The 26,743-nt window shown below is 63.7% G+C and carries 28 protein-coding genes, 1 tRNA gene and 1 pseudogene; 12 read left to right on the top strand and 18 right to left on the bottom strand.

Translation table 11 applies throughout. From position 1 onward, the window contains the following. Nucleotides 1-993 precede the first annotated feature (993 nt). From rpsI to BMX67_RS12435, 4 genes are all read right to left on the bottom strand, one after another. Nucleotides 994-1,485: a 30S ribosomal protein S9 gene (rpsI, locus tag BMX67_RS12450; RefSeq protein ID WP_090735483.1), complete on the bottom strand. Its 492-nt coding sequence runs from the start codon at nucleotides 1,483-1,485 to the stop codon at nucleotides 994-996. A 2-nt stretch (nucleotides 1,486-1,487) separates the two neighbouring features. Beyond that, complete coding sequence (gene rplM, locus BMX67_RS12445) at nucleotides 1,488-1,952, bottom strand: 50S ribosomal protein L13 (protein ID WP_090735440.1); 465 nt, start codon at nucleotides 1,950-1,952, stop codon at nucleotides 1,488-1,490. Nucleotides 1,953-2,168: 216 nt separating this feature from the next. Further along, on the bottom strand, nucleotides 2,169-3,107 hold the full coding sequence (locus BMX67_RS12440; RefSeq protein ID WP_175479892.1) for a collagen-binding domain-containing protein: 939 nt from the start codon (nucleotides 3,105-3,107) through the stop codon (nucleotides 2,169-2,171). Between the two features lie 147 nt (nucleotides 3,108-3,254). Next, on the bottom strand, nucleotides 3,255-3,677 hold the full coding sequence (locus BMX67_RS12435) for a PaaI family thioesterase (protein WP_090735434.1): 423 nt from the start codon (nucleotides 3,675-3,677) through the stop codon (nucleotides 3,255-3,257). Between the two features lie 56 nt (nucleotides 3,678-3,733). On the opposite strand from BMX67_RS12435, the gene BMX67_RS12430 reads away from it, so the two are divergent. Next, a complete protein-coding gene (locus tag BMX67_RS12430) occupies nucleotides 3,734-4,519 on the top strand; it encodes an enoyl-CoA hydratase (RefSeq protein WP_090735431.1) in 786 nt (261 codons plus the stop codon). A gap of 6 nt (nucleotides 4,520-4,525) precedes the next feature. Here the strand turns inward: BMX67_RS12430 and murD are convergent, their stop codons facing one another. The 9 genes from murD to BMX67_RS12385 all read right to left on the bottom strand — a co-directional run bounded on the left by murD (nucleotide 4,526) and on the right by BMX67_RS12385 (nucleotide 15,295). Continuing rightward, nucleotides 4,526-5,929, bottom strand: a complete 1,404-nt coding sequence (gene murD / locus BMX67_RS12425; protein ID WP_090735428.1) for a UDP-N-acetylmuramoyl-L-alanine--D-glutamate ligase — start codon at nucleotides 5,927-5,929, stop codon at nucleotides 4,526-4,528. 75 nt (nucleotides 5,930-6,004) lie between these two features. Then, nucleotides 6,005-7,087, bottom strand: coding sequence for a phospho-N-acetylmuramoyl-pentapeptide-transferase (gene mraY, locus BMX67_RS12420; protein WP_090735426.1), 1,083 nt, complete (start codon nucleotides 7,085-7,087; stop codon nucleotides 6,005-6,007). Nucleotides 7,088-7,096: 9 nt separating this feature from the next. Then, nucleotides 7,097-8,473: a UDP-N-acetylmuramoyl-tripeptide--D-alanyl-D-alanine ligase gene (locus tag BMX67_RS12415; protein WP_090735423.1), complete on the bottom strand. Its 1,377-nt coding sequence runs from the start codon at nucleotides 8,471-8,473 to the stop codon at nucleotides 7,097-7,099. Then, complete coding sequence (locus BMX67_RS12410; protein ID WP_090735420.1) at nucleotides 8,470-9,969, bottom strand: UDP-N-acetylmuramoyl-L-alanyl-D-glutamate--2,6-diaminopimelate ligase; 1,500 nt, start codon at nucleotides 9,967-9,969, stop codon at nucleotides 8,470-8,472. The genes BMX67_RS12415 and BMX67_RS12410 overlap by 4 nt, the downstream gene beginning before the upstream one ends. After that, nucleotides 9,966-11,795, bottom strand: a complete 1,830-nt coding sequence (locus tag BMX67_RS12405) for a peptidoglycan D,D-transpeptidase FtsI family protein (RefSeq protein ID WP_090735417.1) — start codon at nucleotides 11,793-11,795, stop codon at nucleotides 9,966-9,968. The genes BMX67_RS12410 and BMX67_RS12405 overlap by 4 nt, the downstream gene beginning before the upstream one ends. Beyond that, entirely contained in the window at nucleotides 11,792-12,133 is a 342-nt protein-coding gene (ftsL, locus tag BMX67_RS12400) for a cell division protein FtsL (RefSeq protein ID WP_090735414.1), read from the bottom strand. The genes BMX67_RS12405 and ftsL overlap by 4 nt, the downstream gene beginning before the upstream one ends. Then, nucleotides 12,133-13,101, bottom strand: a complete 969-nt coding sequence (gene rsmH / locus BMX67_RS12395) for a 16S rRNA (cytosine(1402)-N(4))-methyltransferase RsmH (RefSeq protein ID WP_090735412.1) — start codon at nucleotides 13,099-13,101, stop codon at nucleotides 12,133-12,135. The genes ftsL and rsmH overlap by 1 nt, the downstream gene beginning before the upstream one ends. Before the next feature lie 3 nt (nucleotides 13,102-13,104). After that, complete coding sequence (locus BMX67_RS12390) at nucleotides 13,105-13,620, bottom strand: division/cell wall cluster transcriptional repressor MraZ (protein ID WP_090735409.1); 516 nt, start codon at nucleotides 13,618-13,620, stop codon at nucleotides 13,105-13,107. Nucleotides 13,621-14,218: 598 nt separating this feature from the next. Further along, complete coding sequence (locus BMX67_RS12385; protein ID WP_090735407.1) at nucleotides 14,219-15,295, bottom strand: Mrp/NBP35 family ATP-binding protein; 1,077 nt, start codon at nucleotides 15,293-15,295, stop codon at nucleotides 14,219-14,221. A 335-nt stretch (nucleotides 15,296-15,630) separates the two neighbouring features. Here BMX67_RS12385 and BMX67_RS12380 point away from each other — a divergent pair, with 335 nt between their 5' ends. The 7 genes from BMX67_RS12380 (at nucleotide 15,631) to BMX67_RS12350 (ending at nucleotide 21,768) form a co-directional block, all read left to right on the top strand. After that, nucleotides 15,631-15,858 (top strand): DUF1127 domain-containing protein, encoded by a 228-nt coding sequence (locus tag BMX67_RS12380; protein WP_425438983.1) that lies wholly within the window; start codon nucleotides 15,631-15,633, stop codon nucleotides 15,856-15,858. Between the two features lie 631 nt (nucleotides 15,859-16,489). Further along, nucleotides 16,490-16,708: a hypervirulence associated TUDOR domain-containing protein gene (locus BMX67_RS12375; RefSeq protein ID WP_090735404.1), complete on the top strand. Its 219-nt coding sequence runs from the start codon at nucleotides 16,490-16,492 to the stop codon at nucleotides 16,706-16,708. Nucleotides 16,709-16,746: 38 nt separating this feature from the next. Further along, the gene (gene rlmJ / locus BMX67_RS12370) at nucleotides 16,747-17,526 is read left to right on the top strand and encodes a 23S rRNA (adenine(2030)-N(6))-methyltransferase RlmJ (protein ID WP_090735401.1); all 780 of its coding nucleotides are present in this window, start codon (nucleotides 16,747-16,749) and stop codon (nucleotides 17,524-17,526) included. A gap of 73 nt (nucleotides 17,527-17,599) precedes the next feature. After that, complete coding sequence (locus tag BMX67_RS12365) at nucleotides 17,600-17,893, top strand: FtsB family cell division protein (RefSeq protein WP_090735398.1); 294 nt, start codon at nucleotides 17,600-17,602, stop codon at nucleotides 17,891-17,893. 115 nt (nucleotides 17,894-18,008) lie between these two features. Further along, complete coding sequence (pdhA, locus tag BMX67_RS12360; RefSeq protein ID WP_090735395.1) at nucleotides 18,009-19,043, top strand: pyruvate dehydrogenase (acetyl-transferring) E1 component subunit alpha; 1,035 nt, start codon at nucleotides 18,009-18,011, stop codon at nucleotides 19,041-19,043. Nucleotides 19,044-19,056: 13 nt separating this feature from the next. Next, nucleotides 19,057-20,430: a pyruvate dehydrogenase complex E1 component subunit beta gene (locus tag BMX67_RS12355; RefSeq protein WP_090735392.1), complete on the top strand. Its 1,374-nt coding sequence runs from the start codon at nucleotides 19,057-19,059 to the stop codon at nucleotides 20,428-20,430. A gap of 12 nt (nucleotides 20,431-20,442) precedes the next feature. Then, nucleotides 20,443-21,768, top strand: a complete 1,326-nt coding sequence (locus BMX67_RS12350; RefSeq protein WP_090735389.1) for a pyruvate dehydrogenase complex dihydrolipoamide acetyltransferase — start codon at nucleotides 20,443-20,445, stop codon at nucleotides 21,766-21,768. A gap of 66 nt (nucleotides 21,769-21,834) precedes the next feature. Here BMX67_RS12350 and BMX67_RS12345 read toward each other — a convergent pair whose 3' ends face one another. From BMX67_RS12345 to BMX67_RS12330, 4 genes are all read right to left on the bottom strand, one after another. Continuing rightward, nucleotides 21,835-22,605, bottom strand: a complete 771-nt coding sequence (locus tag BMX67_RS12345) for a division plane positioning ATPase MipZ (protein WP_090735387.1) — start codon at nucleotides 22,603-22,605, stop codon at nucleotides 21,835-21,837. A gap of 82 nt (nucleotides 22,606-22,687) precedes the next feature. Continuing rightward, on the bottom strand, nucleotides 22,688-22,978 hold the full coding sequence (locus BMX67_RS12340) for a hypothetical protein (protein WP_090735384.1): 291 nt from the start codon (nucleotides 22,976-22,978) through the stop codon (nucleotides 22,688-22,690). Nucleotides 22,979-23,071: 93 nt separating this feature from the next. Beyond that, complete coding sequence (gene ykgO / locus BMX67_RS12335; protein ID WP_042245282.1) at nucleotides 23,072-23,197, bottom strand: type B 50S ribosomal protein L36; 126 nt, start codon at nucleotides 23,195-23,197, stop codon at nucleotides 23,072-23,074. Nucleotides 23,198-23,278: 81 nt separating this feature from the next. After that, a tRNA-Val gene (locus BMX67_RS12330) sits at nucleotides 23,279-23,353 on the bottom strand. 156 nt (nucleotides 23,354-23,509) lie between these two features. On the opposite strand from BMX67_RS12330, the gene BMX67_RS12325 reads away from it, so the two are divergent. The 4 genes and pseudogenes from BMX67_RS12325 to BMX67_RS12310 all read left to right on the top strand — a co-directional run. Beyond that, the gene (locus BMX67_RS12325) at nucleotides 23,510-24,379 is read left to right on the top strand and encodes an N-formylglutamate amidohydrolase (RefSeq protein ID WP_090735381.1); all 870 of its coding nucleotides are present in this window, start codon (nucleotides 23,510-23,512) and stop codon (nucleotides 24,377-24,379) included. An 11-nt stretch (nucleotides 24,380-24,390) separates the two neighbouring features. Continuing rightward, nucleotides 24,391-25,290 carry an SPFH domain-containing protein gene (locus tag BMX67_RS12320; RefSeq protein ID WP_090735378.1) on the top strand — a complete coding sequence of 300 codons (900 nt, stop codon included), beginning with the start codon at nucleotides 24,391-24,393 and terminating at the stop codon, nucleotides 25,288-25,290. After that, nucleotides 25,287-25,556 (top strand): hypothetical protein, encoded by a 270-nt coding sequence (locus BMX67_RS12315; protein WP_090735375.1) that lies wholly within the window; start codon nucleotides 25,287-25,289, stop codon nucleotides 25,554-25,556. The genes BMX67_RS12320 and BMX67_RS12315 overlap by 4 nt, the downstream gene beginning before the upstream one ends. Nucleotides 25,557-25,687: 131 nt before the next feature. Beyond that, nucleotides 25,688-25,963, top strand: a pseudogene (locus BMX67_RS12310) (NUDIX domain-containing protein); the annotation flags it as partial. Here BMX67_RS12310 and BMX67_RS12305 read toward each other — a convergent pair. Further along, complete coding sequence (locus tag BMX67_RS12305) at nucleotides 25,960-26,670, bottom strand: DUF998 domain-containing protein (RefSeq protein ID WP_090735369.1); 711 nt, start codon at nucleotides 26,668-26,670, stop codon at nucleotides 25,960-25,962. The pseudogene BMX67_RS12310 and the gene BMX67_RS12305 sit on opposite strands and share 4 nt — an antisense overlap. Nucleotides 26,671-26,743: the final 73 nt, after the last annotated feature.

The raw sequence follows: 26,743 nt of genomic DNA, 5'->3' as shown, positions 1-26,743 counted from the left end.
CAAACTCTCAAGTTGAAAGTTCCGAAGAACTATCCTTGACGTCGAACCTTGCACATCTGTCATCCAATCCAAAAGGACCGGACAATCATCTGTTCATCGTCCTCACTTGCGTGAGCCGACAAACAGTGAAGCTGACACTCTCATCATCGCCCGAAAGCTAGAGAGCCGATATGCAAGACCTTAGTCGATTACGACCAAACCGCCCGCATATCCCTTCATAATTCCATCAATGTCAAAAAGCAGAGGAAACAAAATCGCGGAAGATGCGCCATTCAAGCGACGCCCCTACCGGTCAGTCATTCCCAGATTGTCTTGCCTTCGCCTTGCGCCATCTGACCGTCTGGTCTGTCTGGCCCGCCTCTCCGGCCCGTTCAGCGTGTCCCGCCGTTCGGTGAAGCGGTGTTTACGGTCAGCGATCAGAACCCGCAAGCAGAAAAATCACCCCAACAGGAAGAAAAGTTGCAACGCACTGAAAACAAACAAATCTTCGCACCATAAAATCCGCCAGAATCTCCACCCCCATCACCACACACCCCACACGGCCCACAGAACCCACAAAGCCCCAAACACCCCCAAAACCCCGCCAAGCCCAGCAAATGCTGACCAAACACCCAAGAACCCGATTCCCAAAATGCAAAACAAACAACCAGAATCAGGGAAGGTCGGGACGGAATCGCCCGAGTCGGTCACCCTGCGACGATCGCGACCAAGGCGCTTGCCCCTTGCCGGACCGTCGGGCGCAAATGACAGGAGGACGGGCGATACCCTCGCGCGCCCGGTGCAGCCCTTATCGGTCCGGCGCGTGATCTGGCGGCGCAATGATCCGCATGACGGGGCTTGCCTGGATGGCCATCGCGTGCGGGCACGGGGGTCGCCCCATAGCGGCCAAGCGCATCCCGGCCACAAGGATAATCCCGCATGTCTTGCAGCCACGGCCCAAACGAAAAACGCGGCCCCGATGGGACCGCGTTCCAGATGCAATATCTGTAGATCTTAGCGCTTCGAGAACTGGAAGCTGCGGCGTGCTTTTGCACGGCCATATTTCTTACGCTCGACCACACGGCTGTCACGGGTCAGGAAGCCTGCGGCTTTCAGTGCGGCGCGCAGGCTGGGTTCGTGCAGCTGCAGCGCCTGGCTGATGCCGTGCTTCACGGCGCCGGCCTGACCCGACAGACCGCCGCCCTTGACGGTGGCCTGAACGTCGTACTGACCGGCAACGCCGGCAACGTCGAAGGGCTGCTTCAGGATCATCTGCAGAACGGGACGAGCGAAATACTCGTTGATGTCCTTGCCGTTGACGGTGACCTTGCCCGAGCCGGGCTTGACCCAGACGCGTGCAACGGCGTCCTTGCGCTTGCCGGTCGCATAGGCGCGGCCCTGCGCGTCGCGCTGCGGTTCGCGCTTGGCTGCGGTCTCGATGACGGCGGCTTCGGTGCCCGAAACGGCCGACTTTAGATCGTCCAGAGTTTTGATGTCTTCGGCCATGATCATGCGCTCCGGGTGTTTTTCTTGTTCAGGACCTTCACGTCCAGAACTTCGGGCTGCTGCGCTTCATGCGGATGCTCGGCGCCGGCATAGACGCGCAGATTGGTCATCTGCTGCTTGCCCAGCTTGTTGCGGCTGATCATGCGCTCGACAGCTTTGAAGACGACGCGCTCGGGGTGGGCGCCTTCCAGGATCTGGCGTGCGGTGCGGTGCTTGATGCCGCCCGGGTGGCCAGTGTGCCAGTAGTATTTCTTGTCATCGCGCTTGGCGCCGGTCATCTGCACCTTGTCGGCGTTGATGATGATGACATTGTCGCCCATGTCCATGTGCGGCGTGAACGACGGCTTGTGCTTGCCACGAAGGCGGTTGGCGACGATCGTTGCGAGACGGCCCAGAACGACGCCCTCGGCGTCGATCAGGATCCACTTCTTTTCGATCTCCGCCGGCTTAGCGGTATAGGTTTTCATCTTTGATCGCCCCTTGACGGGTTGTGTGGAATTCGGATGCGGGCTTTTCCATGATTGGCGACGAAAAAGCAAGATGCATGAAGGTAGATTAATCACGCAAAAACAACGCTTTGCAAAATAGGTATCTAAATACCCCATCCCAGCCCCCCGGAATCGGGGCTGAAAACACGAAGGGCGGCCCGAAGGCCGCCCCCGTGGTTCGCGATGCCGGGAGGGTCAGGCTCGACGTCGCGCCACGACACCAAACACACCCAGCCCAAGCAGAAGCAGGGGCATACCCGCCGGTAGGGGGACCGGTGCAGGTTGGGTCATGTCGGTGGTAGTTCCGGGCAGCTCGCCATTGGCGAGGCCCACATAATGCAGTTCGCTGAGACCGCGGAAACTGTCCGAAAACACGCTGGCTTCGATATTGCCTGCGTTGGTCACCACCTCGGCCCCCTGGGCAAGGATGGCGCCTGCGGTGAACTGGGCGTCAAAGATCACCTGGTCAAAGCCGACAAAGTTCCAGATGACCTTGCTGGCGATGCTGGCGGATTGCTGGGCCTTGAAGGCGGACCCCAGGCTGAAGATCTTGTCGGCCGTCGCGGTGACATTCACGACCAGCCACTCGACCCCGGCCCCCAGATTGAAATTCATGTCGCGATCGGCGCGGATATCGCTTTCCAGCAACGACAGGACACCGATCTCGACCCCGGCGACGTCGTAGGTGTTGGTCGGGTCATGGATGGAACCCTGCCGCGTGATATTGGCCGATGTTTCGGCGTAACCGGCAAGCGTCTGGGCGTAATCGCCAAGGACGGTGCCATAGCCGGTCGGAGCGCTGGCTGCGGTATAGCTGCTTTTGCTGCCGCCGCCATTCATGTTCAGGTTATCCCGCCCACTGCCCGCAACCGCGTCACCGCCATTGTTGACATGGGTGGGCTGGGCAACGTCGCCTGCGATGATCGCGTCGGCAAAGCCGGACTCGGCCCCCTTGCCATTCATGTAGACGACGGTCGAGGGACCGGCCAGCCAATCGCCCCCGACCAGCACGCGGCCATCGACGTGAAAGCCGCCATTGCCGGTGACATCGCCGGTCGTGATCAGGTTGTACTGGCTAAGCAACTCACCCGCGGTCAGCGACGCGGCCTGCGCGAGGGGGGCTGACGCTGCCACGGCAACAATCGACAAAAACAAGGACTTGGTAAAAGACGGACGAGCCACTGAAACAACTCCGGACCTATTGACTGTCCAATCAATTACCATGCACGACACCGCAGGAACAACATACCCAGACGGATAGTCGCGGCTCTCTTTCGGGGATCAGCCGCGCGGGGGGATGGAATAGGTCATCGAACTGCGGGCTACCGGCGCGGGCTCATCCTGCGAGCGGATCAGAACATCCGCGACCGCCAGCACCCGGCCCAGTTTCAGCAACCGGCATTCGGCCAGCAGGTCGCGCCCGGCCACCGGCTTGCGCATGAAATCGATCGACGCATTGGTCGTCACCGCCAGACCGACCGGCCCGATCCGCGACAGGACCGCGCAGTAAACAGCCAGATCGGCCAGCGCGAACATCGACGGTCCGCTGATCGTGCCACCGGGGCGCAGATGGCCGTCATTGACCGACAGCCGCGCGACCAGACCGTCCTGCGACACGTGGTCAATGCTGTAACTGTCGCCGATCTGCGGAAATTCCGCCTTCAGAAAGGCGTTCAGCGCCCCGGCTTCCATCACGATGTCCATACTTTCCCCCTGCCCCGTTCCGCCATAGGCTTTCGGCAAATGGAGGAGAGATCAAGATGTCGGACCTGGTGTTACGCAGCGACACCGGCGCGGTCGCGCGCCTGATGCTGAACAGCCCTGCCAATTACAACGCCCTGTCGCGCGAAATGATCGCGGCGCTGGAAGACCAGTTGACGCGCATTGCCGATGACAGCGAAATCCGCGCCGTGATCCTGGCCGCCGAGGGCAAGGCATTTTCGGCTGGCCATGACCTGCGCCAGATGCAGGCATCGCGCGGCGACGAAGATGATGGCCGCGCGGCCTATCAGGATCTGTTCGGCGACTGCGCCCGGATGATGCAGATGATCCCCGCCCTGCCTCAGCCCGTCATCGCCGAGGTGCAGGGCATCGCGACCGCCGCGGGATGTCAGCTGGTCGCGTCCTGCGATCTGGCCGTCGCGGCCGAATCGGTGCGCTTTGGCGTCAATGGCGTGAATATCGGGCTGTTCTGCTCGACCCCGATGGTCGCGCTGAGCCGGGCGATCCCGCCCCGCGCCGCCTTCGAGATGCTGGTGACGGGCGATTTCATCCTGTCGGACCGCGCACGGGAACTGGGTCTGGTCAACCGGGTCGTACCTGCCGATCAGCTGCCCGATGCCACGATGGACCTGGCGCAGAAGATTGCGGCAAAGCTGCCCGCCGCCGTCCGCATGGGCAAGCGCGCCTTCCACGATCAGATCCGTCTGGGGCTGGCCGATGCCTATCAGCAGGCCGGGGGCACGATGTGCGAAAACATGATGCTGCCCGACACCGCCGAAGGCATCGCCGCCTTTCTGGAAAAGCGCAGCCCCAACTGGGGCTGAGACGCGTCAGGCCTGATCCAGATCCTGAACCAGCGCGGTGAAATGCTCGCCGCGCTTTTCGAAATTCGGATATTGGTCGAAACTTGCCGCCGCGGGGGCAAGCAATACGGTATCGCCCGTTTCGGCCTCGGACGCGGCGGCGGCGACGGCCTGATCCAGCGTCTCGAAGATTTCATGCGGGGTCTGGCCGATCTCAAGCGCGAAATCGCGGGCGGAATGGCCGAACAGATAGGCCTTGGCGACATTGGCCAGAAAAGGACTGAGCCCGGCGATGCCACCATCCTTGCCCAGACCGCCCGCGATCCAGCGGATCTTCTGGAAGGCCTGCAACGCCTTGGCCGCGGAATCGACATTCGTCGCCTTGGAATCGTTGACATAGCGGACCCCGTCCCGCTCGGCGATCAGCTGGCTGCGATGAGGCAGACCGGCAAAGCTGTGAAAGGCGGCCTCGATATCGCGCGGGGCCAGCCCGACCGAGCGGCAGGCGGCATAGGCCGCGCAGGCATTCTGATGGTTATGCGCGCCGGGCAGGCCCTTGACCTCGCGCAGGTCGATCGAGGCGACCTGGCGGCCCTTGCGATATTCCGACAGAAACCCCTTGCGGGCAAAGACCGACCACGCCCCGCGATCCAGCTTCTGACCTGCCGAAATGCGGATCACCCGGTCATCCGCCGGGCTGGTCGCCAGTTGCCCTGCCAGATACAGACCCTCGGGTTCGTCGATCCCGATGACCGCACGGTCCGGGCCGCCCTCGGCGAACAGTCGGCGCTTGGCCGCGAAATAGCCGCCCAGACCGGCATGGCGATCCAGATGGTCCGGGGAAAGGTTGGTCAGCACCGCCACGTCGGGGGTCAGCGCCCGGGCCAGATCGGTCTGATAGCTGGACAGTTCCAGCACCACGACCTCGCCGTCCTGCGCGGGGTCAAGCGACAGGACCCCGGTGCCGATATTGCCCCCCATCTGCGTCGGACGACCGCAGGTCCGCAGAATGTGGTGGATCAACGCCGTGGTGGTCGATTTGCCGTTCGATCCGGTCACCGCGATGACCCGTGGCGGGCGATCGAACGCATCCCAGCCCGCCGTCGCATAGCTGCGGAAGAACAGCCCGATATCATTGTCCACCGGAACGCCAAGCGCGTAGGCCTTGGCGATCACCGGGTGCGGTTTGGGATAGAGATGCGGGATGCCCGGCGAGGTCACCAGCATCGAGATGCCGTGCCACGCATCGTCGCGGGTCAGGTCGAGGACGCGCATCCCCTCGGCCTCGGCGGCGGCGCGGGTATCGACGCCATCGTCCCAGGCCACGACCTGTGCACCGCCCGCAGCCAGCGCGGCGGCGGTCGCCTTGCCCGACCGGCCAAGGCCCAGCACGGCGATCTTCTGATCTTCTACGCCTTCGACAGGGATCATACGTTCTTTCCTGATGTCAAAGCCGGGGGCTGTCTGCCCCCGGACCCCCGAGGATATTTTCACACAGAAGATGGGTCAGCGCAGCTTGAGCGTCGCCAGACCGATCAGGGCCAGGATCAGCGCGATGATCCAGAAACGGATCACGATCTGCGGTTCCTTCCAGCCCAGCTTTTCGAAATGGTGGTGGATCGGGGCCATCAGGAAGACGCGCTTGCCGGTCCGCTTGAAGTAAAGAACCTGGATGATCACGCTGAGCGCCTCGACCACGAAGAGGCCGCCGACGATGGCCAGCACGATTTCGTGCTTGGTGACGACGGCAATGGCGCCAAGCGCGCCGCCCAGGGCAAGACTGCCTGTGTCCCCCATGAAGACCGCCGCGGGCGGCGCGTTATACCACAGAAAGCCCAACCCGCCGCCGATCAGAGCCGCCACGAAGATCAGGATCTCGCCCGAGCCGGGGACATGGTGGACACCGAGATAGTCGGTGAAATCGACGCGGCCGACCGTGTAGGCGATGACGCCAAGGGTCGCGGCGGCAATCATCACCGGCATGATCGCCAGCCCGTCGAGCCCGTCGGTCAGGTTCACCGCATTGGCCGATCCGACGATCACCAGCATGCCGAAGGGAATGAAGAACAGGCCAAGATTGATCAGTGCATCCTTGAAGACCGGCAGGGCCAGTTGGCCGGTCAGGTCGGTCGGATGCAGCCACATCGCCCATGCCGAGGCGATGAAGGCCAGCGCCAGACCCAGCGCCATGCGGATCCGGCCCGGCACGCCCTTCGTGTTGTTCTTGCTGACCTTGGCATAGTCATCCGCGAAGCCGATCGCCGCATAGCCCGCCGTCACCAGCAGCACGATCCAGACATAGCCATTGTCCAGGCGTGCCCAGAGCAGGGTCGAGACGAACAATGCCGACAGGATCAGAAGCCCGCCCATCGTGGGCGTGCCTGCCTTGACGAAATGGCCCTCGGGGCCGTCGTCGCGGATGGGCTGGCCCTTTTTCTGGGTGCGGCGAAGGTAGTTGATCAGCGGACGACCGAAGATGAAGCCGAAGATCAGCGCCGTGAAGAACGCCGCCCCGGCGCGGAAGGTGATATAGCGAAACAGGTTGAAGAGGTCGCCCCCTTCCGAAAGACCGCTGAGCCAGTAAAGCATTGATGCCCCTTACCGTTGCGGCGCGGTTGAGCCCGCGCCTTTGCGAAGCGCATCGACCACGGTCGATACTTTCGAGGATTTCGAGCCCTTGACCAGAACGATATCGCCGGGCGCGACAAGACTGCCCGCGTTCAGGGCAAGTTCGGCCGCCGTGTCCGCCCAAGTGCCGCGTTTGGCCTCGGGCAGCGCGTCGTAAAGATGCCGCATCCGCAGGCCGGCCGCATGGATCAGGTCGATACTGGCGATCGATGGATCGCTGGCCATGTCGCGATGCATGGTCAGTTCCTGATCGCCAAGTTCAAGCATGTCGCCCAGAATCGCGACCCGACGTCCGCCTTGCAGGCCCGCCAGCGTTGCAAGCCCCGCCGACAGCGAGGCGGGGTTGGCGTTGAAGGCATCGTCGATCAGGCGAATCTGGCCGAGGATCTCGACCCCGCCGCGCCCCTTCGGGGGCGTCCAGTCGGCAAGATGCGTGGCAGCCTGTGTCAGGTCGGCCCCCGCCGCCGACAGCGCGGCCAGCACGCCGACCGCGTTCAGCACGAAATGCAGGCCGGTGCTGTTGAGGGTGAATTCGACCGTATCGCCGGTGATCCGGGCGCGGCATTCCAATTGCCCGTCCCGTGGCTTGGCCCAGACCAGACGCGCCATGCCCTCGCGTCCGAAGCCCAGCACCACGGCCCCCGCCTGGTCGGCGCAGTCGCGCAGGATCTGGGTCACCGGCAGATCCTCGGGAAGGATCGCGGTGCCGATGGGTTGCAGCCCCTGAAAGATCGCGCCCTTTTCGCGGGCGATGCCTTCAAGCGCGCCGAAGGCCTCCAGATGGGCGGCGGCGACGGTGGTGATCAGGGCGACATGCGGCCGCGCCTGCCGCGACAACGGGGCGATTTCGCCGGGATGGTTCATCCCGATCTCAATGATCGCAAAATCGGTATCGGCGGGCATCCGCGCCAGCGTCAGCGGCACCCCCCAGTGATTGTTGTAGCTGGCCTCGGCGGCGTGGATCCGGCCCTGCCCGGTCAGGGCAATCCGGGCCATTTCCTTGGTCGAGGTCTTGCCGACCGAACCGGTGATCGCGATCACCTTGCCCGACATGCGTGCGCGACCGGCGCGGCCCAGATCCTCCAGCGCGGCCAGAACGTCGGTGACGATCAGCAGCGGCGCATCGGCCGGCACGCCGTCGGGAACATGCGTGACCAGCGCCGCAGCGGCGCCCTTTGCCAGCGCCTGCGCGACGAAATCGTGACCGTCGCGGACATCCTTCAGGGCGACGAACAGGTCACCGGGCTGAAGGGTACGGGTATCGATCGACACGCCGGTCGCCGACCAATCGGCAGTCGCGCGACCACCGGTGGCCGCGGCGGCGTCGGTTGCGGTCCAAAGGCTCATATCTTGCCATCCAATGCGGCCACGGCGACCGAGGCCTGTTCGGCGTCGTCGAACGGGTAGACATCCTGCCCCACGATCTGCCCGGTTTCATGTCCCTTGCCACAGATCAGCAGCGCATCGCCCGGTTGCAGCGCATCGACCCCGCGCAGGATCGCCTCGGCCCGGTCGCCGATCTCGGTCGCCTCAGCGCCGGCGCCTTCCAGAACGGCGGCCCGGATCAGGGCCGGATCCTCGGTCCGGGGGTTGTCATCGGTGACGATGACCACATCGGCATGTTCCCGCGCCGCGGCCCCCATCAGCGGGCGCTTGCCCTTGTCGCGATCGCCGCCGGCGCCGATGACGACCACGATGCGGCCCATCACATGCGGGCGCAGCGATTGCAGCGCGGCGATGACCGCGCCCGGCTTGTGTGCGTAATCGACAAAGACCGCCGCGCCGTTTTCGCGCTGCGCGACCAGCTGCATCCGACCCCGCACGGTCTGCAACTGCGGCAGCACGGCAAGGATCTGTTCTGCCGAATCGCCCGCCGCCATCGCAAGGCCCATCGCGGCCAGCACGTTTTCGGCCTGAAAGCCGCCGATCAGCGGCAGGCGCACCATATGCGGCTGTCCCATGATCGAAAAGCGCAGGTCCTGCCCGGTCGCGTCATAGCGCTGACCCAGGATCCGCAGCATGGCGTCTTCGCCCTGCCCGATGGTCGTCAGCGCCAGACCGCGATCCTTGGCGATATCGGCCATCTGACGGCCACGATCGCTGTCGATATTGATGATCGCGTCCTCACCCTCTTCGAGGATGTGGTTGAACAGCAGGGCCTTGGCCGCGAAATAGCTGTCGAAATCGGCGTGGTAGTCCAGGTGATCCTGGCTGAAATTCGTGAAGGCCCCGGCCTTGACGCGCACGCCATCCATGCGACGCTGATCCAGCCCGTGGCTGGATGCCTCCAGCGCGGCATGGGTCACACCGGCGGCAGCCGCGTCCGACAAGGCGCGGTGCAGGGTCACGGGTTCGGGCGTCGTATGGGCCAGCTTGGCTTCGTAATCGCCCTGCACGCCCATGGTGCCCAGGCTGATCGCCTTGTGCCCGATGGCCTGCCAGATCTGGCGGGTAAAAGTCGCAACCGAGGTCTTGCCCGAGGTTCCGGTCACCGCAACGACATTTTCGGGCTGCGCCTCGAACCACAGCGCCGCCGCACCGGCCAGCGCGGCACGCGGGTCTTCCGCGATGATCACCGCGCCGTCCCAGCCCGCCAGCGCATCGGCGGCGATCTTCAGTCCGGCGCGGTCGGTCAGGATGGCCGCGGCCTCCATCCGGATCGCGAAGGTGATGAACTCGCCGCCATGCAGGGCCGACCCCGGAAGCGCCGCGAACAGATGCCCCGGCTTGACCATCCGGCTATCGACCGAAATTCCCGAAATCTCGGGATCGCGCCCGTCCTTTGCCCGCAGCCCCAGCTGCGACAACCTTTTTGCCGATTGGCCCACCGTCTCACCCGTCATTGGTTTGCGACGAGCTTTATCCCATCGTCCGAGCCGGGTTCAACACGCGGCTGGAACCGCGCACCGATCATCGGCAGCTTTACGTCCGTTCTCGGCTCGATCCCCAACAGGGGGCCAAGACGGCGCACCATCTCGGCAGCCACGGGCACTGCGGTCATGCCGGCGGTCCGGCTTTCGCCGCGACCATTGCTGATCGAGGGTTCGTCCAAAGTGACGATCAACACATATTTCGGATCGCTGGCCGGGAACATCGAGGCAAAGGTCGCGACGACCTTGTCCTTGTAATATCCCCCCGAGGGGCGCGGCTTGTCGGCGGTGCCGGTCTTGCCAGCGATTTCATAGCCCTCGACCTCGGCCTGCTTTGCCGTCCCGCGCGTCACGACCTGCCGCAGCATGCTGATGGCCATTTCTGCGGCCCGCGGCGACAGCACCTGTTCGCCTGCCGGACGGGCCCGCCCGTGAATCAGGGTCGGCTGAACGCGGCGCCCGTCATTGGCCAGGGTCGCATAGGCCGCAGCCAGATGCAGCGGGCTGGCGGCAAGGCCGTGCCCGAAGGACACCGTGGCCGCCGTCACCGCGGGCCAGCGCGAGGGCACAAGCGGCTGCCCGGTCGGCGCTTCGACCATTTCGACCGGGGTCGGCTGGAACAGGCCCAACTTTTGCAGGAAATCCTTCTGCCGCTCGACCCCAAGAAGCTGGGCGATTCGCACCGTCCCCACGTTCGAGGATTTGACGATGATGTCCGTGACGCTTAACTGTTTGCCGTAATTGTGGAAATCGTGGATCAGGTATTTGCCGATCTTCATCGGGCTGGAGCCGTTGATCCCGGTATTCGGGTTGATCAGTTTCAGATCCAGCGCCTGGGCGACCGGAAAGATCTTGAAGGTCGAGCCAAGCTCGTACTGACCCTGCACCACGCGATTGAACAGCGGACTGTCCGAGGGATCGCCGGTCAGTTGTGGACGGGGGCGGTCATTGGGGTCGAAATCGGGCAGGCTGGCCATCGCGACGATCTCGCCGGTCGATACCTCCATCAGCACGCCGGCGGCGCCCTTGGCACTCATGACCTTCATACCCGATTGCAGCACCTCTTCCATGGCGGACTGCACGGTCAGGTCGATCGACAGGGCCAGCGGCGCACCTTCGTTCGCCGGGTCGCGCAGCCAGCCGTCAAAGGCCTTTTCGACACCCGCGACGCCCAGAACCTCGGCGCTGTTCACACCCTCGTTGCCAAAGCCGGACCCACCCAGAATATGGCTGGCGATATGGCCGTTGGGATAGACGCGCATTTCGCGCGGGCCGAACAGCAGGCCCGGCTCGCCGATATCATGGACCGCCTGCATCTGCTCGGGGCTGATCTTGCGCTTGATCCACATGAATTTGCGCGATCCGGTGAAATCCTTGATCAGCCGCGCCTCATCCATGTCGGGAAAGATCTTGGCAAGGCCCTTGGCCGCGCGGATCGGATCGACCATCTGATGCGGATGCGCATAGATCGAATGGGTCAGCAGATTGGTTGCCAGCACCCGCCCGTGCCGGTCGGTGATGTCAGAACGCTGAGAAATGATCTGCGCCGACAGCACCTGCGCGCGCGGTTCGCTTGGCTGGCTGGATGCCAGCGCCCCCATGCGGACCCCGACCGTCCCGAAGGCCAGCACAAAGCAGCTGGCCATCAGCACCAGCCGCCCCTCGGCGCGACGGCGGGCGCGGTCCTGAATGACATCGTGTCGCCGCTGGCGGTTCTCGGCCTCGATCTCATCGGGGTTTTCGCCGCGCTCGCGGGCGCGAAGGATACGGGCCAGAGGGCGCAAAGGGGTGCGGATCATTGCTGTTCCTCCTCGGTGTCGTCCGCGTCAGACGGTTCCGGCGGTGCCGGGGGCTTGGGGTAATCGATATTGCCGACATCCAGCCGCTGCCCCGTCTCGATCGGGACAAGACGCAGCCGTTCGAAATTCAGATCGACCAGCTCACGCAGGCGCTGAGGCCGGTTCAGATAGGCCCATTCGGCACGCAGCACGCCCAGATCCTCGCGCAGGCCGGCGATTTCACGCTGCACCCGGCTCATGTCGCTGATGGCGGCCTGCGTGCGATAGTTTTCGCGATAGGCCCAGAAGGCCAGGCCCATCACCACCAGAACGCAGGACAGGTACAGGATCGACCGCATCAGCCGCCTGCCTTTCCGGGCAGTCGCGGCATCGCAAGACCTGCGTCATCATTGCTGCCGGCGGGCGCATCGGTGCGGATCGCCACCCGCAGCAACGCCGAGCGCGACCGGGGGTTTACCTCAAGCTCATCGGCATCGGGGCCGATCGCGCGGCGATAGGGTTGCGAAAATGCGGGCGCGACCGCGTCCTGCACCGGCGCATAGCGATTGCCGCCGCCCCCGGTGCTGGACCGCGCCTGCATGAACCGTTTGACGATCCGGTCCTCCAGCGAATGAAAGCTGACAACGGCCAGCTTGCCGCCGGGCTTCAGCGCGCGTTCCGCCGCGAACAGCCCATCGACCAACTGCCGGAATTCGTCATTCACCCAGATGCGGATGGCCTGAAAGCTGCGCGTCGCGGGATGGCTTTGACCGGGCTTCGGGCGCGGCAGGCAAGAGGCAACGACCTCGGCCAGCTGCGCGGTGGTGGTCAGCGGCCGGGCGTTGACGATGGCCCGCGCGATGCGCCGCGAGGCACGCTCTTCGCCATAATGGTAAAGGACATCGGCGATCAGCGCCTCTTCGACGCTGTTCAGCAGATCGGCGGCCGACGGTCCGTCGCGCCCCATCCGCATGTCCAGCGGACCGTCGCGCAGAAAGGAAAAGCCGCGCTCGGCCTGATCCAGCTGCATCGAGCTGACACCCAGATCCAGAACCACCCCGTCCAGGGGCTCGCCCGCCAGACTGTCCAGATCCGAAAAGGTGCCCTCGACCAGCCGCAGCCGATCGCCAAAGTCCCCGGCCCAGGCCTGCGCCATGTCAAAGACCGACGGATCGCGATCGACGCCGATCACCTGATCCGCCCCGGCCGCCAGCAGACCGCGGGTATAGCCGCCAGCCCCGAACGTGCCGTCCAGCCAGATGCCCGCGACCGGATCGACCGCGCGCAGCAGGGGATTCAACAGGACCGGGATATGAGGATCGGCCATGGCTTATTCCTTGTCCGCCACCTGCGCCAGAAATTCGCGGGGGTCGAAACCCTCGCCCTTCTCGGCGGCGAATTCTTCGATTTCCGCGATATCCTTGGGCGGCGATTCCGGCAGATACACCTTGATATAGTCGCCATGCGAGGCAAACAGCGTCTCGACGCCCGCCTCGAAGCCCAGCTTTTCGCGCAGTTTCAGTGGCAGCACCAGCCGCCCTTCACGGTCGATTTCCAGATCGGTGGACTGGCCGTTCATCAGCTGTTCCAGCCAGCGGCGTTCGCGGCTGCCGCGTGTCAGGCCGTCGATCTGTTCGTCGATCTCTTCGATGGCGTCGATGGTGTAAAGTTCGATCCAGTTCCACCAGTCCGGCCCATAGACTGCCACGACCTGCGTGCGCCCGGTATTGCTGGTGGAAAATGCGGGGTCGCCAGCGTCAAACACCTTGCGCAGCCGGGCCGGAATCGACATGCGACCCTTGCCATCGACCTTGACGCTTTCGGTGCCTCTGAACTTCCGCGCCACCCTCGCCCGTCCTCACTGTCCCGTCTCTTCCGCCCGCCCGAAAGAGAAAGGGCGGATCGGGCTGCTGCCACTGCCCGATCCGCCGCCCTCGTTCCCATTACCTGGGCCCCTTTGCGGGGTTGTCCGCCCTGTCGCGCGCCACCTTGGGGGAGGTGCTGCTCGCACGCGCGGGCGGATCGCATTGGAAAACGGGTGCCTGTATGAAAGCTGCTTCGCCTTGGGGTCTTGATGCCCCTTCACTGCCCGTCTTCGTGAGTTCGTTGTGACATGGGAATTCATGGGAAGCAACGGAATTCTACACCCCAGACGGGAAGAATTCTGGCCTCAAGAGTTCATTAATCTTAATTAACGCCCTATATCGAGATGTTTTTCCCAATTTTTGGTGATTGTGACCCCGATGCCACACAATATATAGGGCCGATCGGACTGTGGCACAAAATCCCATATTTTTGCGGATTTCCCATGCCCGATCGGTCACAGCACGCTGACTCACGTTCAAACCGGCGATTCTCACGCACAATCACATAAAAAAGAGCAGGGCATTTGCCCCGCTCCCGTGAATTCCCACCGGTCCCGTAAAATCCCAGACGGACCCCGATCAGGCCATTCCGCCCTGGACCAGACGATCGGCAAGTCGCGCATAGGCATCGGCCGTCGCGCCGGGTTCAAGCGCGACCGGGCGGCCCGCATCGCCTGCAAGACGCACTTCCAACTGCAAGGGCAACTCGCCGAGGAAGGGCAGCCCAAGCTCTTGCGCCTCGGCCGCGACCCCGCCATGGCCGAACAGATGCGCCTCGTGGCCGCATTTGGGGCAGGTATAAGACGACATGTTCTCGACCAACCCCAGAACCGGCGTTTTCAGCTTGTCGAACATGTTGATCGCGCGCCGCGCATCCAGCAGCGCGACGTCCTGCGGCGTAGAAACGATGATCGCGCCGGTGACGGGCGTTTTCTGACACAAGCTCAGCTGCACATCGCCCGTGCCCGGCGGCAGGTCGATCAGCAGGACGTCCAGCTCGCCCCAGTTCACCTGTTGCAGCAATTGCTGCATCGCGCCCATCAGCATGGGGCCACGCCAGACGACGGCCTCACCTTCTTTCAGCATCAGCCCGATCGACATCATGGTCACGCCATGCGCGTGCATCGGTTCGATCCGCTGCCCGTCCGGGCTGGCAGGCCGACCCGAGACACCCATCATGCGCGGCTGCGACGGGCCATAGATATCGGCATCCAGCAAGCCCACCTTGCGCCCGGCCTTGGCCAGCGCGACGGCAAGATTCGACGAGACGGTCGATTTCCCCACCCCACCCTTGCCCGAACCGATGGCGATGACATGCTTGACGCCGGGAATCGGCTGCGGCCCGGCCTGTGGCGTGGGATGGCCGCCGACCTTCAGCGATGGCGCCGGCTGCTGCGCGGCGGGGCGACCCGCGGGCGCAGTCATGACGATACTGACGCTGTCGACACCCGGCAGCGCCATCAGACGGCGCTTGGCCTCGGCCTCGACGGGCTGCAGGGCCTTGGCCGCCTCGGCGCTGCCGACCTCAAGCACGAATCTGACCGCGCCATTTTCGACCGTCACGGCGCGAACAAGATCGGCACGCGCCAGCGTTCCACCCCCCGGAATCGTAATGTCAGAGATTTCCCTAAGGACAACTTCGCGGTCTACGGACATGTGATCTGCCTTGCTGCTGCTTTACCGTGCAAGATGGGGCATGACGTCCGCGCCGACAACCGCCTTGCACAGGATGCAAGCAGGATCGAGTTATGCAGTCAGAACCGCTACTTTGCAGTTGCAGCGTTATCGTTAACAATTGTGTCAGTTTTATTTCCGACCACATTTTCATCAGTGAAGCGACAGATAGGTCAGCATCAGTCATGCATTTGCTGCATGGCAGCATTGGGGTTTTCACGGATTGTGCAAACGCAGCATTAGCGCCATCTTTGTCTCAACCAAGCGACGGGCCATCCGGGCAGGTCGCAAAGACGAGATGTGAAAGGAAGACTGAAATGGCTGTTATCGCACAAGCACAGAACGTTGTTGCTGAAGCTGGCCTGCGTGGTCGCATCATGGTTGCGATCCAGCGCATGCAGGAAAACCGCGCTCGCCGCGCCGTTTACCGCCAGACGCTGCGTGAACTGAACGCGCTGACCACCCGCGATCTGAACGATCTGGGCATCAGCCGCTCGATGATCACCCGCCTGGCCCGTGAAGCGGCCTACGGCGAAAGCGCCTAAGGAATTCGAACTCCCGACCCCTCTCCTCCTCCCTGGGGTTCGGGATCTGGCAGCACCCTCCTCTCCTCCTCCCTGGAGGGTGCTGCCCAAAGAACGCCCCTCGGCCCTACCTCCTCCCAGGGCCTGTGGTGCAAAGCGGCGGCTCCTCTCCTCCTCCCCGGAGCTGCCGCATGACATAGCCGCCCTATCCGCGGCACCCAGACACGACGGGCGACTCCTCCTCCCTTAGCCCTGTCGTTCGCGGTGAGCCCTCTCCTCCTCCCTGGGTTTCACCGCACCCCATAGCCGCCCCATATGCGGCACCAAGTTGCTTCGGACCTCCTCCTCCCTCGGTCCGGACAACGCGGCAAAGGCCTCTCCTCCTCCCTGGCCTTCGCCGCACCCCATAGCCGCCCTGTTTGCGGCAACCGATACGACGGGCTCTCTCCTCCTCCCTCCGAGCCCATCGTTCGCGGTGCGGGCCCACCTCCTCCCTGGCCTTCACCGCACCAATACGCGGCCCTCCCTCCTCCCTGGGCCGGCGTTGAGCGGCGGCGCCCCTCCTCCTCCCTGGGTGCCGCCGCAATTCATTTCCACGTCCGGAACCTGACGACCTGCCGCGCATTCCCTTGCATCAGCAACGGAGTTCGGCATGCAGACCTATCGCAAGGGCACGAAGGTGCAGTGGAAATGGGGCAACGGGCACGGGACCGGCACGGTCGAGGACAGCTTTACCGAAGATGTGCAGCGTCAGATCAAGGGCCAGACCGTCAAGCGCAAGGCCAGCAAGGATGATCCCGCCTATCTGATCGAACAGGACGACGGCGACCGCGTCCTAAAGGGGCATTCCGAACTCAGCAAGGTGAACTGACCCCTTCCCCCGCGCCGTCACCGCGGGTATGGCAGGCCATGCTCAGCTATCAGCACGCCTATCACGCCGGAAACCTGGCCGATCTTCACAAGCACGCGCTGCTTGCGACGGCGCTGGACTACCTGACCCGTAAGGAAAAGCCGCTCAGCTATCTGGAAACCCATTCCGGTCGCGGCCTGTACCATCTGGACAGCGACGAATCCCGCAAGACGGGCGAGGCGCGCGCCGGAATAACCCGTGCGCTGTCCGAAGACTGGCTGGGCGACGATCATCCGCTGACCAGGGCATTGACGGCAACGCGCGACCGCCACGGCGCCTTCGCCTATCCCGGCTCACCCCTGATCGCGGCGCATTTCCTGCGCAACGGCGACAGTGCGCATCTGGCCGAATTGCATCCGGCGGAACATGCCGCGCTGTCACAGGTCGCGTGGTTTGCCAAGCTGTACGAACAGGACGGCTTTCAGATGGCGCAGGCCGTCTGCCCGCCGACCCCGCGTCGCGGAATGCTGCTGATCGATCCCAGCTATGAGGTGAAAAACGATTACGCCGGGATCCCCAAGGCGATCGATCAGATCGCACGCAAGTGGAATGTCGGGATCATCGCGCTGTGGTATCCGATCCTGACCGACAACCGACATCTGGGCATGACGGCGGCGCTGACGATGAACCATCCCGATGCGCTGTTGTCCGAGGTGCGCTTTGCGCCCGCGCGGCCCGGTCACGCGATGGTCGGTTCGGGCATGTTCGTGATCAACCCGCCCTGGGGGCTGGCGGGCGAATCCGACCGGCTTCAGGCAATGTTCCGCAAGCTGGGCTAGGGGCGCAGATCCGGGATTCCCCTGACCGCGCCCCTGTGGCATCATCCGCCCCACAACCGACGGACCGCACCCGATGTCTCAGCGCTTTTCGATCAGCTCGACCATCTTCTTTGCACTGGCATTCGCGCTTGGGCTGTATTTCGCATTCGCGGCGGTGCAAGGCCCGTCGGGCATCCTGCGCCGCGTGCAGATCGAATCCGAAACCGCCGAACTGGCCGAAGAACGCGACCGCCTGCGGGCCGAGGTTGACCGCATGCAGAATCTGACCCACCGTCTGTCCGACAAGTTCCTGGATCTGGATCTGCTGGACGAACGCGCGCGCGAGGTTCTGGGCCTGATTCGCGCCGATGAGGTCATCATCCGCTAGGCGGCGGCGGCTTGCCGCACGGGTCCGGGGTTTCGCAAGTTGCACCCCCCGAAGCGATGCGCTACGGATAGTTTAACGCTGAACTATTCCGACCCGCATCCAGGAGGATTGCCGTATGGCCAGGAGACCCGCAGCCAGCAAAGCAACGTCCAACGTCTCCAAGGACGAGCTGCTGAAATATTATCGCGACATGCTGCTGATCCGTCGTTTCGAAGAAAAGGCAGGACAGCTTTACGGCATGGGCCTGATCGGGGGCTTCTGCCACCTGTATATCGGGCAGGAAGCCGTCGTCGTCGGCCTCGAGGCCGCGGCCGAGGAAGGCGACAAGCGCATCACATCCTATCGTGACCACGGCCACATGCTGGCCTGCGGCATGGACCCCAAGGGCGTGATGGCCGAACTGACCGGACGCGAGGGCGGGTATTCCAAGGGCAAGGGCGGCAGCATGCATATGTTCAGCCGCGAAAAGCATTTCTACGGCGGGCATGGCATCGTCGCGGCGCAGGTGCCGCTGGGTGCGGGTCTGGCCTTTGCCGACAAGTATCTGGACAATGGCCGCGTCACCTTCACCTATTTCGGTGACGGGGCCGCCAACCAAGGCCAGGTCTATGAAACCTACAACATGGCCGAGCTGTGGGACCTGCCCGTCATTTTCGTGATCGAGAACAACCAGTACGCGATGGGCACCTCGGTCAAGCGCTCGACCAAATCCACCAGCCTCTATGAACGCGGCGCCGCCTTCGGGATCGAGGGTGAACAGGTCGACGGCATGGACGTTCTGGCGGTGAAGGCTGCCGGCGAAAAGGCCGTGGCGCATTGCCGCGCGGGCAAGGGCCCCTACATCCTGGAAGTGATGACCTACCGTTATCGCGGGCACTCGATGTCGGACCCGGCAAAATACCGGACCCGCGAAGAGGTCCAGAAGATGCGCGACGAACGCGACGCCATCGAAAATGTCCGCGAGCTGCTGTTGCAGGGCAACCACGCCTCGGAAGACGAACTGAAGGCCATCGACAAAGAGATCAAAGAGATCGTCAACGAATCGGCCGAATTCGCCAAGGAAAGCCCCGAACCCGCGTTCGAGGAACTGTGGACCGACATCTATGCCGAAGACCTGCCGCAAGGCTCGGCCGAAGACATGAACGCCTGAGGGGGGACCAAGAATGGCAACCGAAATCCTGATGCCCGCCCTGTCGCCGACCATGGAGGAAGGCACGCTGGCGAAATGGCTGAAGAAAGAAGGCGATGAGGTGAAGGCCGGCGATATCATCGCCGAGATCGAAACCGACAAGGCCACGATGGAGTTCGAAGCGGTCGATGAAGGCACGCTTGGCAAGATCCTGATCGAGGAAGGCACCGAAGGCGTCAAGGTCAACACGCCCATCGCCGTGCTGGTCGAGGAAGGCGAAAGCGCCGACGACATCAAGGTCCCGGCCCCGGCAGAGGCGCCGCAGGCCGATGCGTCGAAATCCGACGAGGCACCAACCAAGTCGGCCGTCGCCGAGGTCAAGACGCCGCAGCCCGACCGCAGCCCGGACTGGCCCGAAGGCACCAAGATGAAGTCCATGACCGTGCGCGAAGCACTGCGCGAGGCCATGGAAGAGGAAATGGACCGCGATGCGACCGTCTTCCTGATGGGCGAAGAGGTCGGCGAATATCAGGGCGCATACAAGATCAGCCAGGGCTTGCTGGACAAGTTCGGCCCCCGTCGCGTCGTCGACACCCCGATCAGCGAAATCGGCTTTGCCGGGATCGGCACCGGCGCGGCCTTTGCCGGTCTGCGCCCGATCGTCGAATTCATGACATTCAACTTCGCGATGCAGGCGATCGACCACATCATCAACTCGGCCGCCAAGACACTGTATATGTCGGGCGGTCAGATGGGATGCCCCATCGTGTTCCGCGGCCCGAACGGCGCCGCCGCACGTGTGGCCGCCCAGCACAGCCAGGATTACGCGGCATGGTATGCCCAGATCCCCGGCCTGAAAGTGGTGATGCCCTACAGCGCGGCTGATGCGAAGGGCCTGATGAAGCAGGCGATCCGCGACCCGAACCCGGTCATCTTCCTGGAAAACGAGATCCTTTACGGCCGCAGCTTCGAAGTGCCGGATCTGGAGGATTTCACCATCCCCTTCGGCAAGGCGCGCATCGCCCGCGAAGGGTCGGATGTCACCCTCGTCAGCTTTGGCATCGGCATGTCCCACGCACTGGAAGCCGCCGACAAGCTGGCCGAACAGGGCATCGACGCCGAGGTGATCGACCTGCGCACGCTGCGCCCCATCGACTATGGCACCATCATCGAATCGGTGAAGAAGACCAACCGTCTGGTCACCGTCGAAGAAGGCTTCCCCGTCGCCTCGATCGGCAACCACCTGTCGGCCTATGTGATGGAAAACGCCTTCGACTGGCTGGACGCCCCGGTGATCAACTGCACCGGCAAGGACGTGCCCATGCCCTATGCCGCCAATCTTGAAAAGCACGCGCTGATTACCTCGGACGAGGTGGTCGAGGCCGTGAAGAAAGTCACCTACAAGTAAGGGGAACGCGTTATGCCGACAGAAATCCTGATGCCCGCGCTGTCCCCCACGATGGAGGAAGGCACACTGGCCAAATGGCTGGTGAAAGAGGGTGACGAGGTCAAATCCGGCGACATCATCGCCGAGATCGAAACCGACAAGGCCACGATGGAATTCGAGGCCGTGGACGAAGGCAAGATCGGCAAGATCCTTGTCGAGGAAGGCAGCGCAGGGGTGGCCGTGAACACCCCCATCGCCGTGCTGCTGGAAGAGGGCGAAAGCGCCGATGATATCGGCAGCAGCGCCGCCAAGCCTGCGGCCGCGTCGGGCGACGACAAGGCCCACCCGAACGATACCGGCCAGACGGTCACCCGCGCCGACAGTGGCGGCGACGCTGCCAAGGCACCGCCCGCCCCCGTCACCGACAAGGGCGACCGTGTCTTTGCCTCGCCGCTTGCCCGTCGCATCGCGGCTGACAAGGGCATCGACCTGACGACCCTGACCGGATCCGGCCCGCGCGGCCGGATCGTCAAGGCGGATGTCGAGGGTGCCAAGGCGGGTGCCGCACCGGCCAAGTCCGACGCCCCTGCCGCAGCACCCGCCCCGGCAGCCGCCGCCGAAGCGCCCAAGGGCCCGTCCGCCGATGCCATCGCCAAAATCTATGCCGACCGCGAGACCGAAGAGGTCAAACTGGACGGGATGCGCCGCACCATCGCGCAGCGTCTGGGCGAAGCCAAATCGACGATCCCGCATTTCTACCTGCGCCGCTCGGCCAAGCTGGACGAGCTGATGAAGTTCCGCGCCACGCTGAACCAGCAGCTGGAAGGTCGCGGCGTCAAGCTGTCGGTCAATGATTTCATCATCAAGGCCTGCGCGCTGGCGCTGCAACAGGTGCCAGACGCCAATGCCGTCTGGGCGGGCGACCGGATCATCAAGCTGAAACCCTCGGACGTGGCTGTCGCGGTCGCGGTCGAAGGCGGGCTGTTCACGCCGGTTCTGAAGGACGCCGACGCCAAGACCCTGTCGAAGCTGTCGACCGAGATGAAGGACCTGGCCAACCGCGCCAAGAACAAGAAGCTGGCCCCGCATGAATATCAGGGCGGCAGCTTTGCGATCAGCAATCTGGGCATGTTCGGCATCGAGAATTTCGACGCCGTGATCAACCCGCCGCATGGCGCGATCCTGGCCGTTGGTGCCGGCATCAAGACCCCGGTGGTCGAGGATGATCAGGTCGTGATCCGCAACGTGATGTCGATGACACTGTCGGTCGATCACCGCGTGATCGATGGCGCATTGGGTGCCCAGCTGCTTGAGGCGATCGTCGCGCATCTGGAAAACCCGATGGGCATGCTGGCCTGATCACGGGCGACGGAAACGCAAAAAGGGGCCCGCCGGGCCCCTTCTTTCTTGGCCGCGTCGGACGGGTCAGAAATTGACCGTCACATCCGGCAGGTTCACCTCGGTGATCAGATCGCGCAATTCCTGCCGCGCGGCGATGTTCGACATGCTCAGCTGTTCGGTGCCGATATCCTTCAGGTCCAGCAGGGTCAGTCCGCGCGGAAACAATTCCCGAAAGATCACCCGTTCCGAAAAGCCTGCCGAGACGCGAAACCCGATCCGCTTCGACAACGTGGTCAACGCGCCACCGACCTTGCGCTTGTTATGCATGGCCTGCGTGCCCAGCCGGTTGCGCAGCACGATCCAGTCGATCGGCCCTGCCCCGGCCTGTGCCCGCATCTGCCGCGCCGACCACACCATTTCGGCATAGATCGAGGGGCCCAGCACCTTCCCCTCGGGCGACATGCGGGCCAGCAGGTCGAAATCCACAAAGCTGTCATTCAGCGGCGTGATCAGCGTATCGGCCAGCGTATGGGCCATCTGGCTAAGCTTGGTATGCGAGCCGGGGCAATCCAGCAGGATAAAGTCGCAGGTCTGTTCCAGCTGTTCCAATGCGGGGGTCAGCGGGTCGCCCCCCTCGCCCAGCACGCCCAGTTGGGGCGTCGGCAGATCCAGGTCGCTGCGCTTCAGGAAAGCCATGCGATTTTCCAGATAGCGGGCGAAGCTGCGCTGCCGGACATCAAGGTCCAGCCCACCGACGCGATGCCCCATCCGTGCCAGGGCAGTCGCCACATGCATCGAGGTGGTGGATTTCCCGGACCCACCCTTTTCGTTGCCGACAACGATGATATGCGCCACCCACTGCCCCTTTTTTCGTTCACGTTTTTGGGAAACTAGCCGTGCCTGACCGGGATGAAAAGCGTCACGATGCGCCCTAGCATCACGCCTCGTCGCGCCGCAGCAGAATCAGCGCAATCAGCGTGACGATCACACCCGGCAAAGAAGAAGGCGCCAAGATGCGCGAAAATCGCGCCGGTTCAGGCCAGGCCCAACGATCACGCAGGTGCCGCCGATGATTGCCCCCGGCCAGAACGAATCGCAATGCGGTGATGGCCGCCGGGTCGATCAGATTCGCCACCCTTGCGCCAAGCGAGACGGACCCCGCCACCAGCGCCGAAAACTGCAACATCCCGACATGGCCCCCAACATCGCCTGTCCGATTCGGTGCCATTACGCCTTCGGGCATGAAAAAACCCGCCGAAAGCGGCGGGTTTTGTCGTTTTCGCGTGACTTGCCGACCAGTCGTCGGCCAAGATCCACCAGATCAGCCCTGACGGGCCTTGAAACGGCGGTTGGTCTTGTTGATCACGTAGATGCGGCCCTTGCGGCGCACGACCTGGCAGTCGCGGTGCCGGCTCTTGAGCGAGCGGAGCGAGTTGCGAACCTTCATCGGTTTTCTCCATCGTCGCGGCGCGTCGCAGCCGCTTGGAAAACGAAATGCCCCCGACATAGGCCGGGGGCGGCGAAAGAATGGTGGGCGGTACTGGGATCGAACCAGTGGCCACTACGATGTCAACGTAGTGCTCTACCGCTGAGCTAACCGCCCGTCCCTTGAAGATCTGTCCGTGTTTCATCTGAAACGCCGTTCAAACCGTCTCGGTGCGAGGGTCTATATAGGGGCTTTCAGGGACATTCAAGGCCTATTGGAGAGGTAATTTAATCGGCTATAAATAGCGGATCGCAACTGCGTGGGGGGCAGTCGTTGAAAGCCGCAAATTCGCCTGTCGTTCTGACGCGCCCGGTCCATTGGGCCAGCGGCGTGATCTTCGCATCGCCCCATTCTGGCCGCCACTACCCCGACTGGTTCACCGAAAACAGCTCATTACCGCTGGAATTGCTGCGTTCTTCGGAAGATGCCTTTGTCGATCGCCTGATCGAATGCGCCACCCGACACGGTGCGCTCACGCTGTCGACCACGATCCCGCGTTGCGTCGTGGACCTGAACCGCGGCGCAGATGAAATCGATCCGCTGATCGTGCGGGGGGTTCCGCGGCATCCGCTGAACCAGCGCACCCTTGCCGGATTGGGGGTGATTCCCCGCGTCGTGGCGCATGGCCGCCAGATCCACCGCGAATCGATGGACCGGGCCGAGGCCGAGCGTCGAATCAATGCCTATTGGCGCCCCTATCACCAGACACTGAACGCCCTGATCAGCGAAGCCCGCACACGTTTTGGCCAGGCCGTGCTGATCGACATGCATTCGATGCCTCATGACGCGCTGACCCATCTGGGCGGCGCGCGGCCCGACATGGTGTTGGGCAATCGCCACGGGCTGTCGGCGGCGGCCCGGATCTCGGACGCGGTGGCCGATGCGCTGCAATCGGAAGGCTGGCGCGTGCGGCGCAATTCGCCCTTTTCGGGGGCCTATATCTGTTCGGCCTATGGCCGTCCCAGCCAGAACATCCATGTGCTGCAGGTGGAAATCGACCGTTCGCTTTACATGGACGAAACGCGAATCGCCCCGCTGCCCGATTTCGACCGCTTTGCCGACAAGCTGGGCCGCGTGATCAAGCGGCTTGCCACGCTGGACAGCGATGGCAGCGCGGGCTGCAACCGCATCGCCGCCGAATAAAAGGACCCGACATGCAGGATATTCCCGACAGCCTTCTGAACCTGCTGGGGCAGAACGCCGCCCTGATCGTGCTGGCGGTGGTCCTGTTCATGGCCATCAGCTCGGCCGTGCGGATCGTGCCGCAATCGCAGAAATTCGTGATCGAGCGTTTCGGCCGCCTGCGCGCGGTTCTGGGGCCGGGCATCAACTTCATCGTGCCCTTTCTTGACCGCGTCGCGCACAAGATTTCGGTTCTGGAACGTCAGCTGCCGACCAGCAGCCAGGATGCCATCACCGCCGACAACGTGCTGGTGCAGGTCGAGACCTCGGTCTTCTACCGGATCATCGAGCCGGAAAAGACGGTCTACCGCATTCGCGACATCGACGCGGCCATCGCCACCACCGTCGCCGGGATCGTGCGCTCGGAAATCGGCACGATGGAACTGGATCAGGTGCAGTCCAACCGCGCACAGCTGATCACCCGCATCCGCGAATCGCTGGCCAATGTCGTCGATGACTGGGGCATCGAGGTGACGCGGGCCGAAATTCTAGACGTGAACCTGGACGAGGCCACCCGCGCCGCCATGCTGCAACAGCTGAACGCCGAACGTGCCCGCCGCGCCCAGGTGACCGAGGCCGAGGGTAAGCGCCGCGCCGTGGAACTGGCCGCGGATGGCGAACTTTATGCCGCCGAACAGCAGGCCAAGGCCCGCCGCGTTCTGGCCGAGGCCGAGGCCTATGCAACGGCGACCATTGCCGATGCCATTTCCAAGAACGGGCTTGAGGCCGCGCAGTATCAGGTCGCCATGAAGCAGGTCGATGCGCTGGCCCAGATCGCCGAGGGACAGGGCAAACAGACGCTGGTCCTGCCCGCATCCGCAATGGACGCGTTTTCGGATGCCTTCGCGCTGTTGAAGGGGCGCGCCTCGTGATCTGGCTGAACGGCTGGCTGTGGATCATCGCCGCGCTGGTTCTGGCGGCGCTGGAACTGGTCGTGCCGGGCTGGGTGTTCATGGGGCTGGCCGGGGCCGTCGCGGTCATGGGGGTGCTGCTGCTGACCGGGATCTGGTCGGCGGGCCTGCCGCTGACACTTCTGGCGACCGCGATTCTGTCGGGCGTCGTCTGGTTCGTCCTGCGCCGCGCGGTGGGGATCCGACGCTCGCAGGTGCGGATCTGGGATCGCGATATCAACGACTGATCCAGATGGACCGCCCCTTTCATGGCGCCAAGCTGTTCCTGACGCAGGGCGACCGGCTGCTGACCTATCTGCGCGACGATCGGCCCGACATTCCCTTTCCCGCGCATTGGGATCTGCCCGGCGGCGGGCGCGAGGGCCGGGAAAGCCCGGTGGCCTGCGCCCTGCGCGAGCTACACGAAGAATTCGGCCTGACATTGCCCCCTGCCCGGCTGACCGGGCGCAGTTTTCCATCCGTTCAGGGGCCGGGCATGATGTCGTGGCTGTTCTCAGGGTGCCTGACGCCACAAGAGATCGCCGCGATCCGCTTTGGCGACGAAGGCCAACGCTGGCAGATGATGCCCGTCGCGACCTTTCTGGCGCATCCCCGCGCGATTCCGCATTTTCAGCGCTGGATCACGGCCCGTTAACGCATCAGGCTGCGAATCAGCGGTTGCAGCGCGTCGCCCTTGACCATCCAGCTTGTCGCAAAGGCGAAGGTCGCGATGCTTTCCAGCCAGAAGACAGGCTGCAACGCGCCCAGACTGTCCCCCAGATCCGTCAGCATGACGACGCCCAGCAACAGCAGGCAGGCCACGATCACCCAGCCACAGATCCGGTAGATCCGGTTCGAGGCCCGCTTTTCCGGCCCATCGACCTGCCCGCGCGTGAACAGGATCAGGCAATAGACCGCCAGAGCCGCGAAAAAAACCGCGGCAGCCCCGAAATGCAGACGCGCGGCCAGATCCGCGCCCAGGAGGCATTGCAGCAGGGTGCAACCGGGATCGACGCCCTCCATCTTCGCGGGATCATGCGTCGGGCACAGCGCCACCAGCGCCACCGCGATCGCGGCAATGCGGGCCGTCGCCTTGTCGCTGATCACCTCACCCGCATTGGGGCGAAAACCCTCATAGGCCCACAGAAAGACCGCCAGCGCGATCAGACAGCCCACGAAAACCTCGCGCATGGGGCTGTAATAGGCCGCCGACAGGCTGGGCAGCAGATCCCCCGCGATCAGCCCATAGACCAGCAGTGCCGTGGGCAGGAAAAAGCCCAAGGCCCCGATGGCCCGGCGCACGGCCAGAAAGGATAGCACCAGATCGTTCTGCGCCTTTTCGGTGAACCCCCGATCGCCCATAGCCCCTCGCATCGCTGATCAGGTCAAGGGTGACGCCGACGCCCGCAGGCGTCAACGTGTTGCGCGATCCGGC

Origin of the sequence: Paracoccus homiensis (assembly GCF_900111675.1) — a bacterium.
Lineage (GTDB): Bacteria > Pseudomonadota > Alphaproteobacteria > Rhodobacterales > Rhodobacteraceae > Paracoccus > Paracoccus homiensis.
The sequence above is the reverse complement of the archived record's forward strand: the minus strand, read 5'-3'. Positions and strand labels throughout refer to the sequence as shown.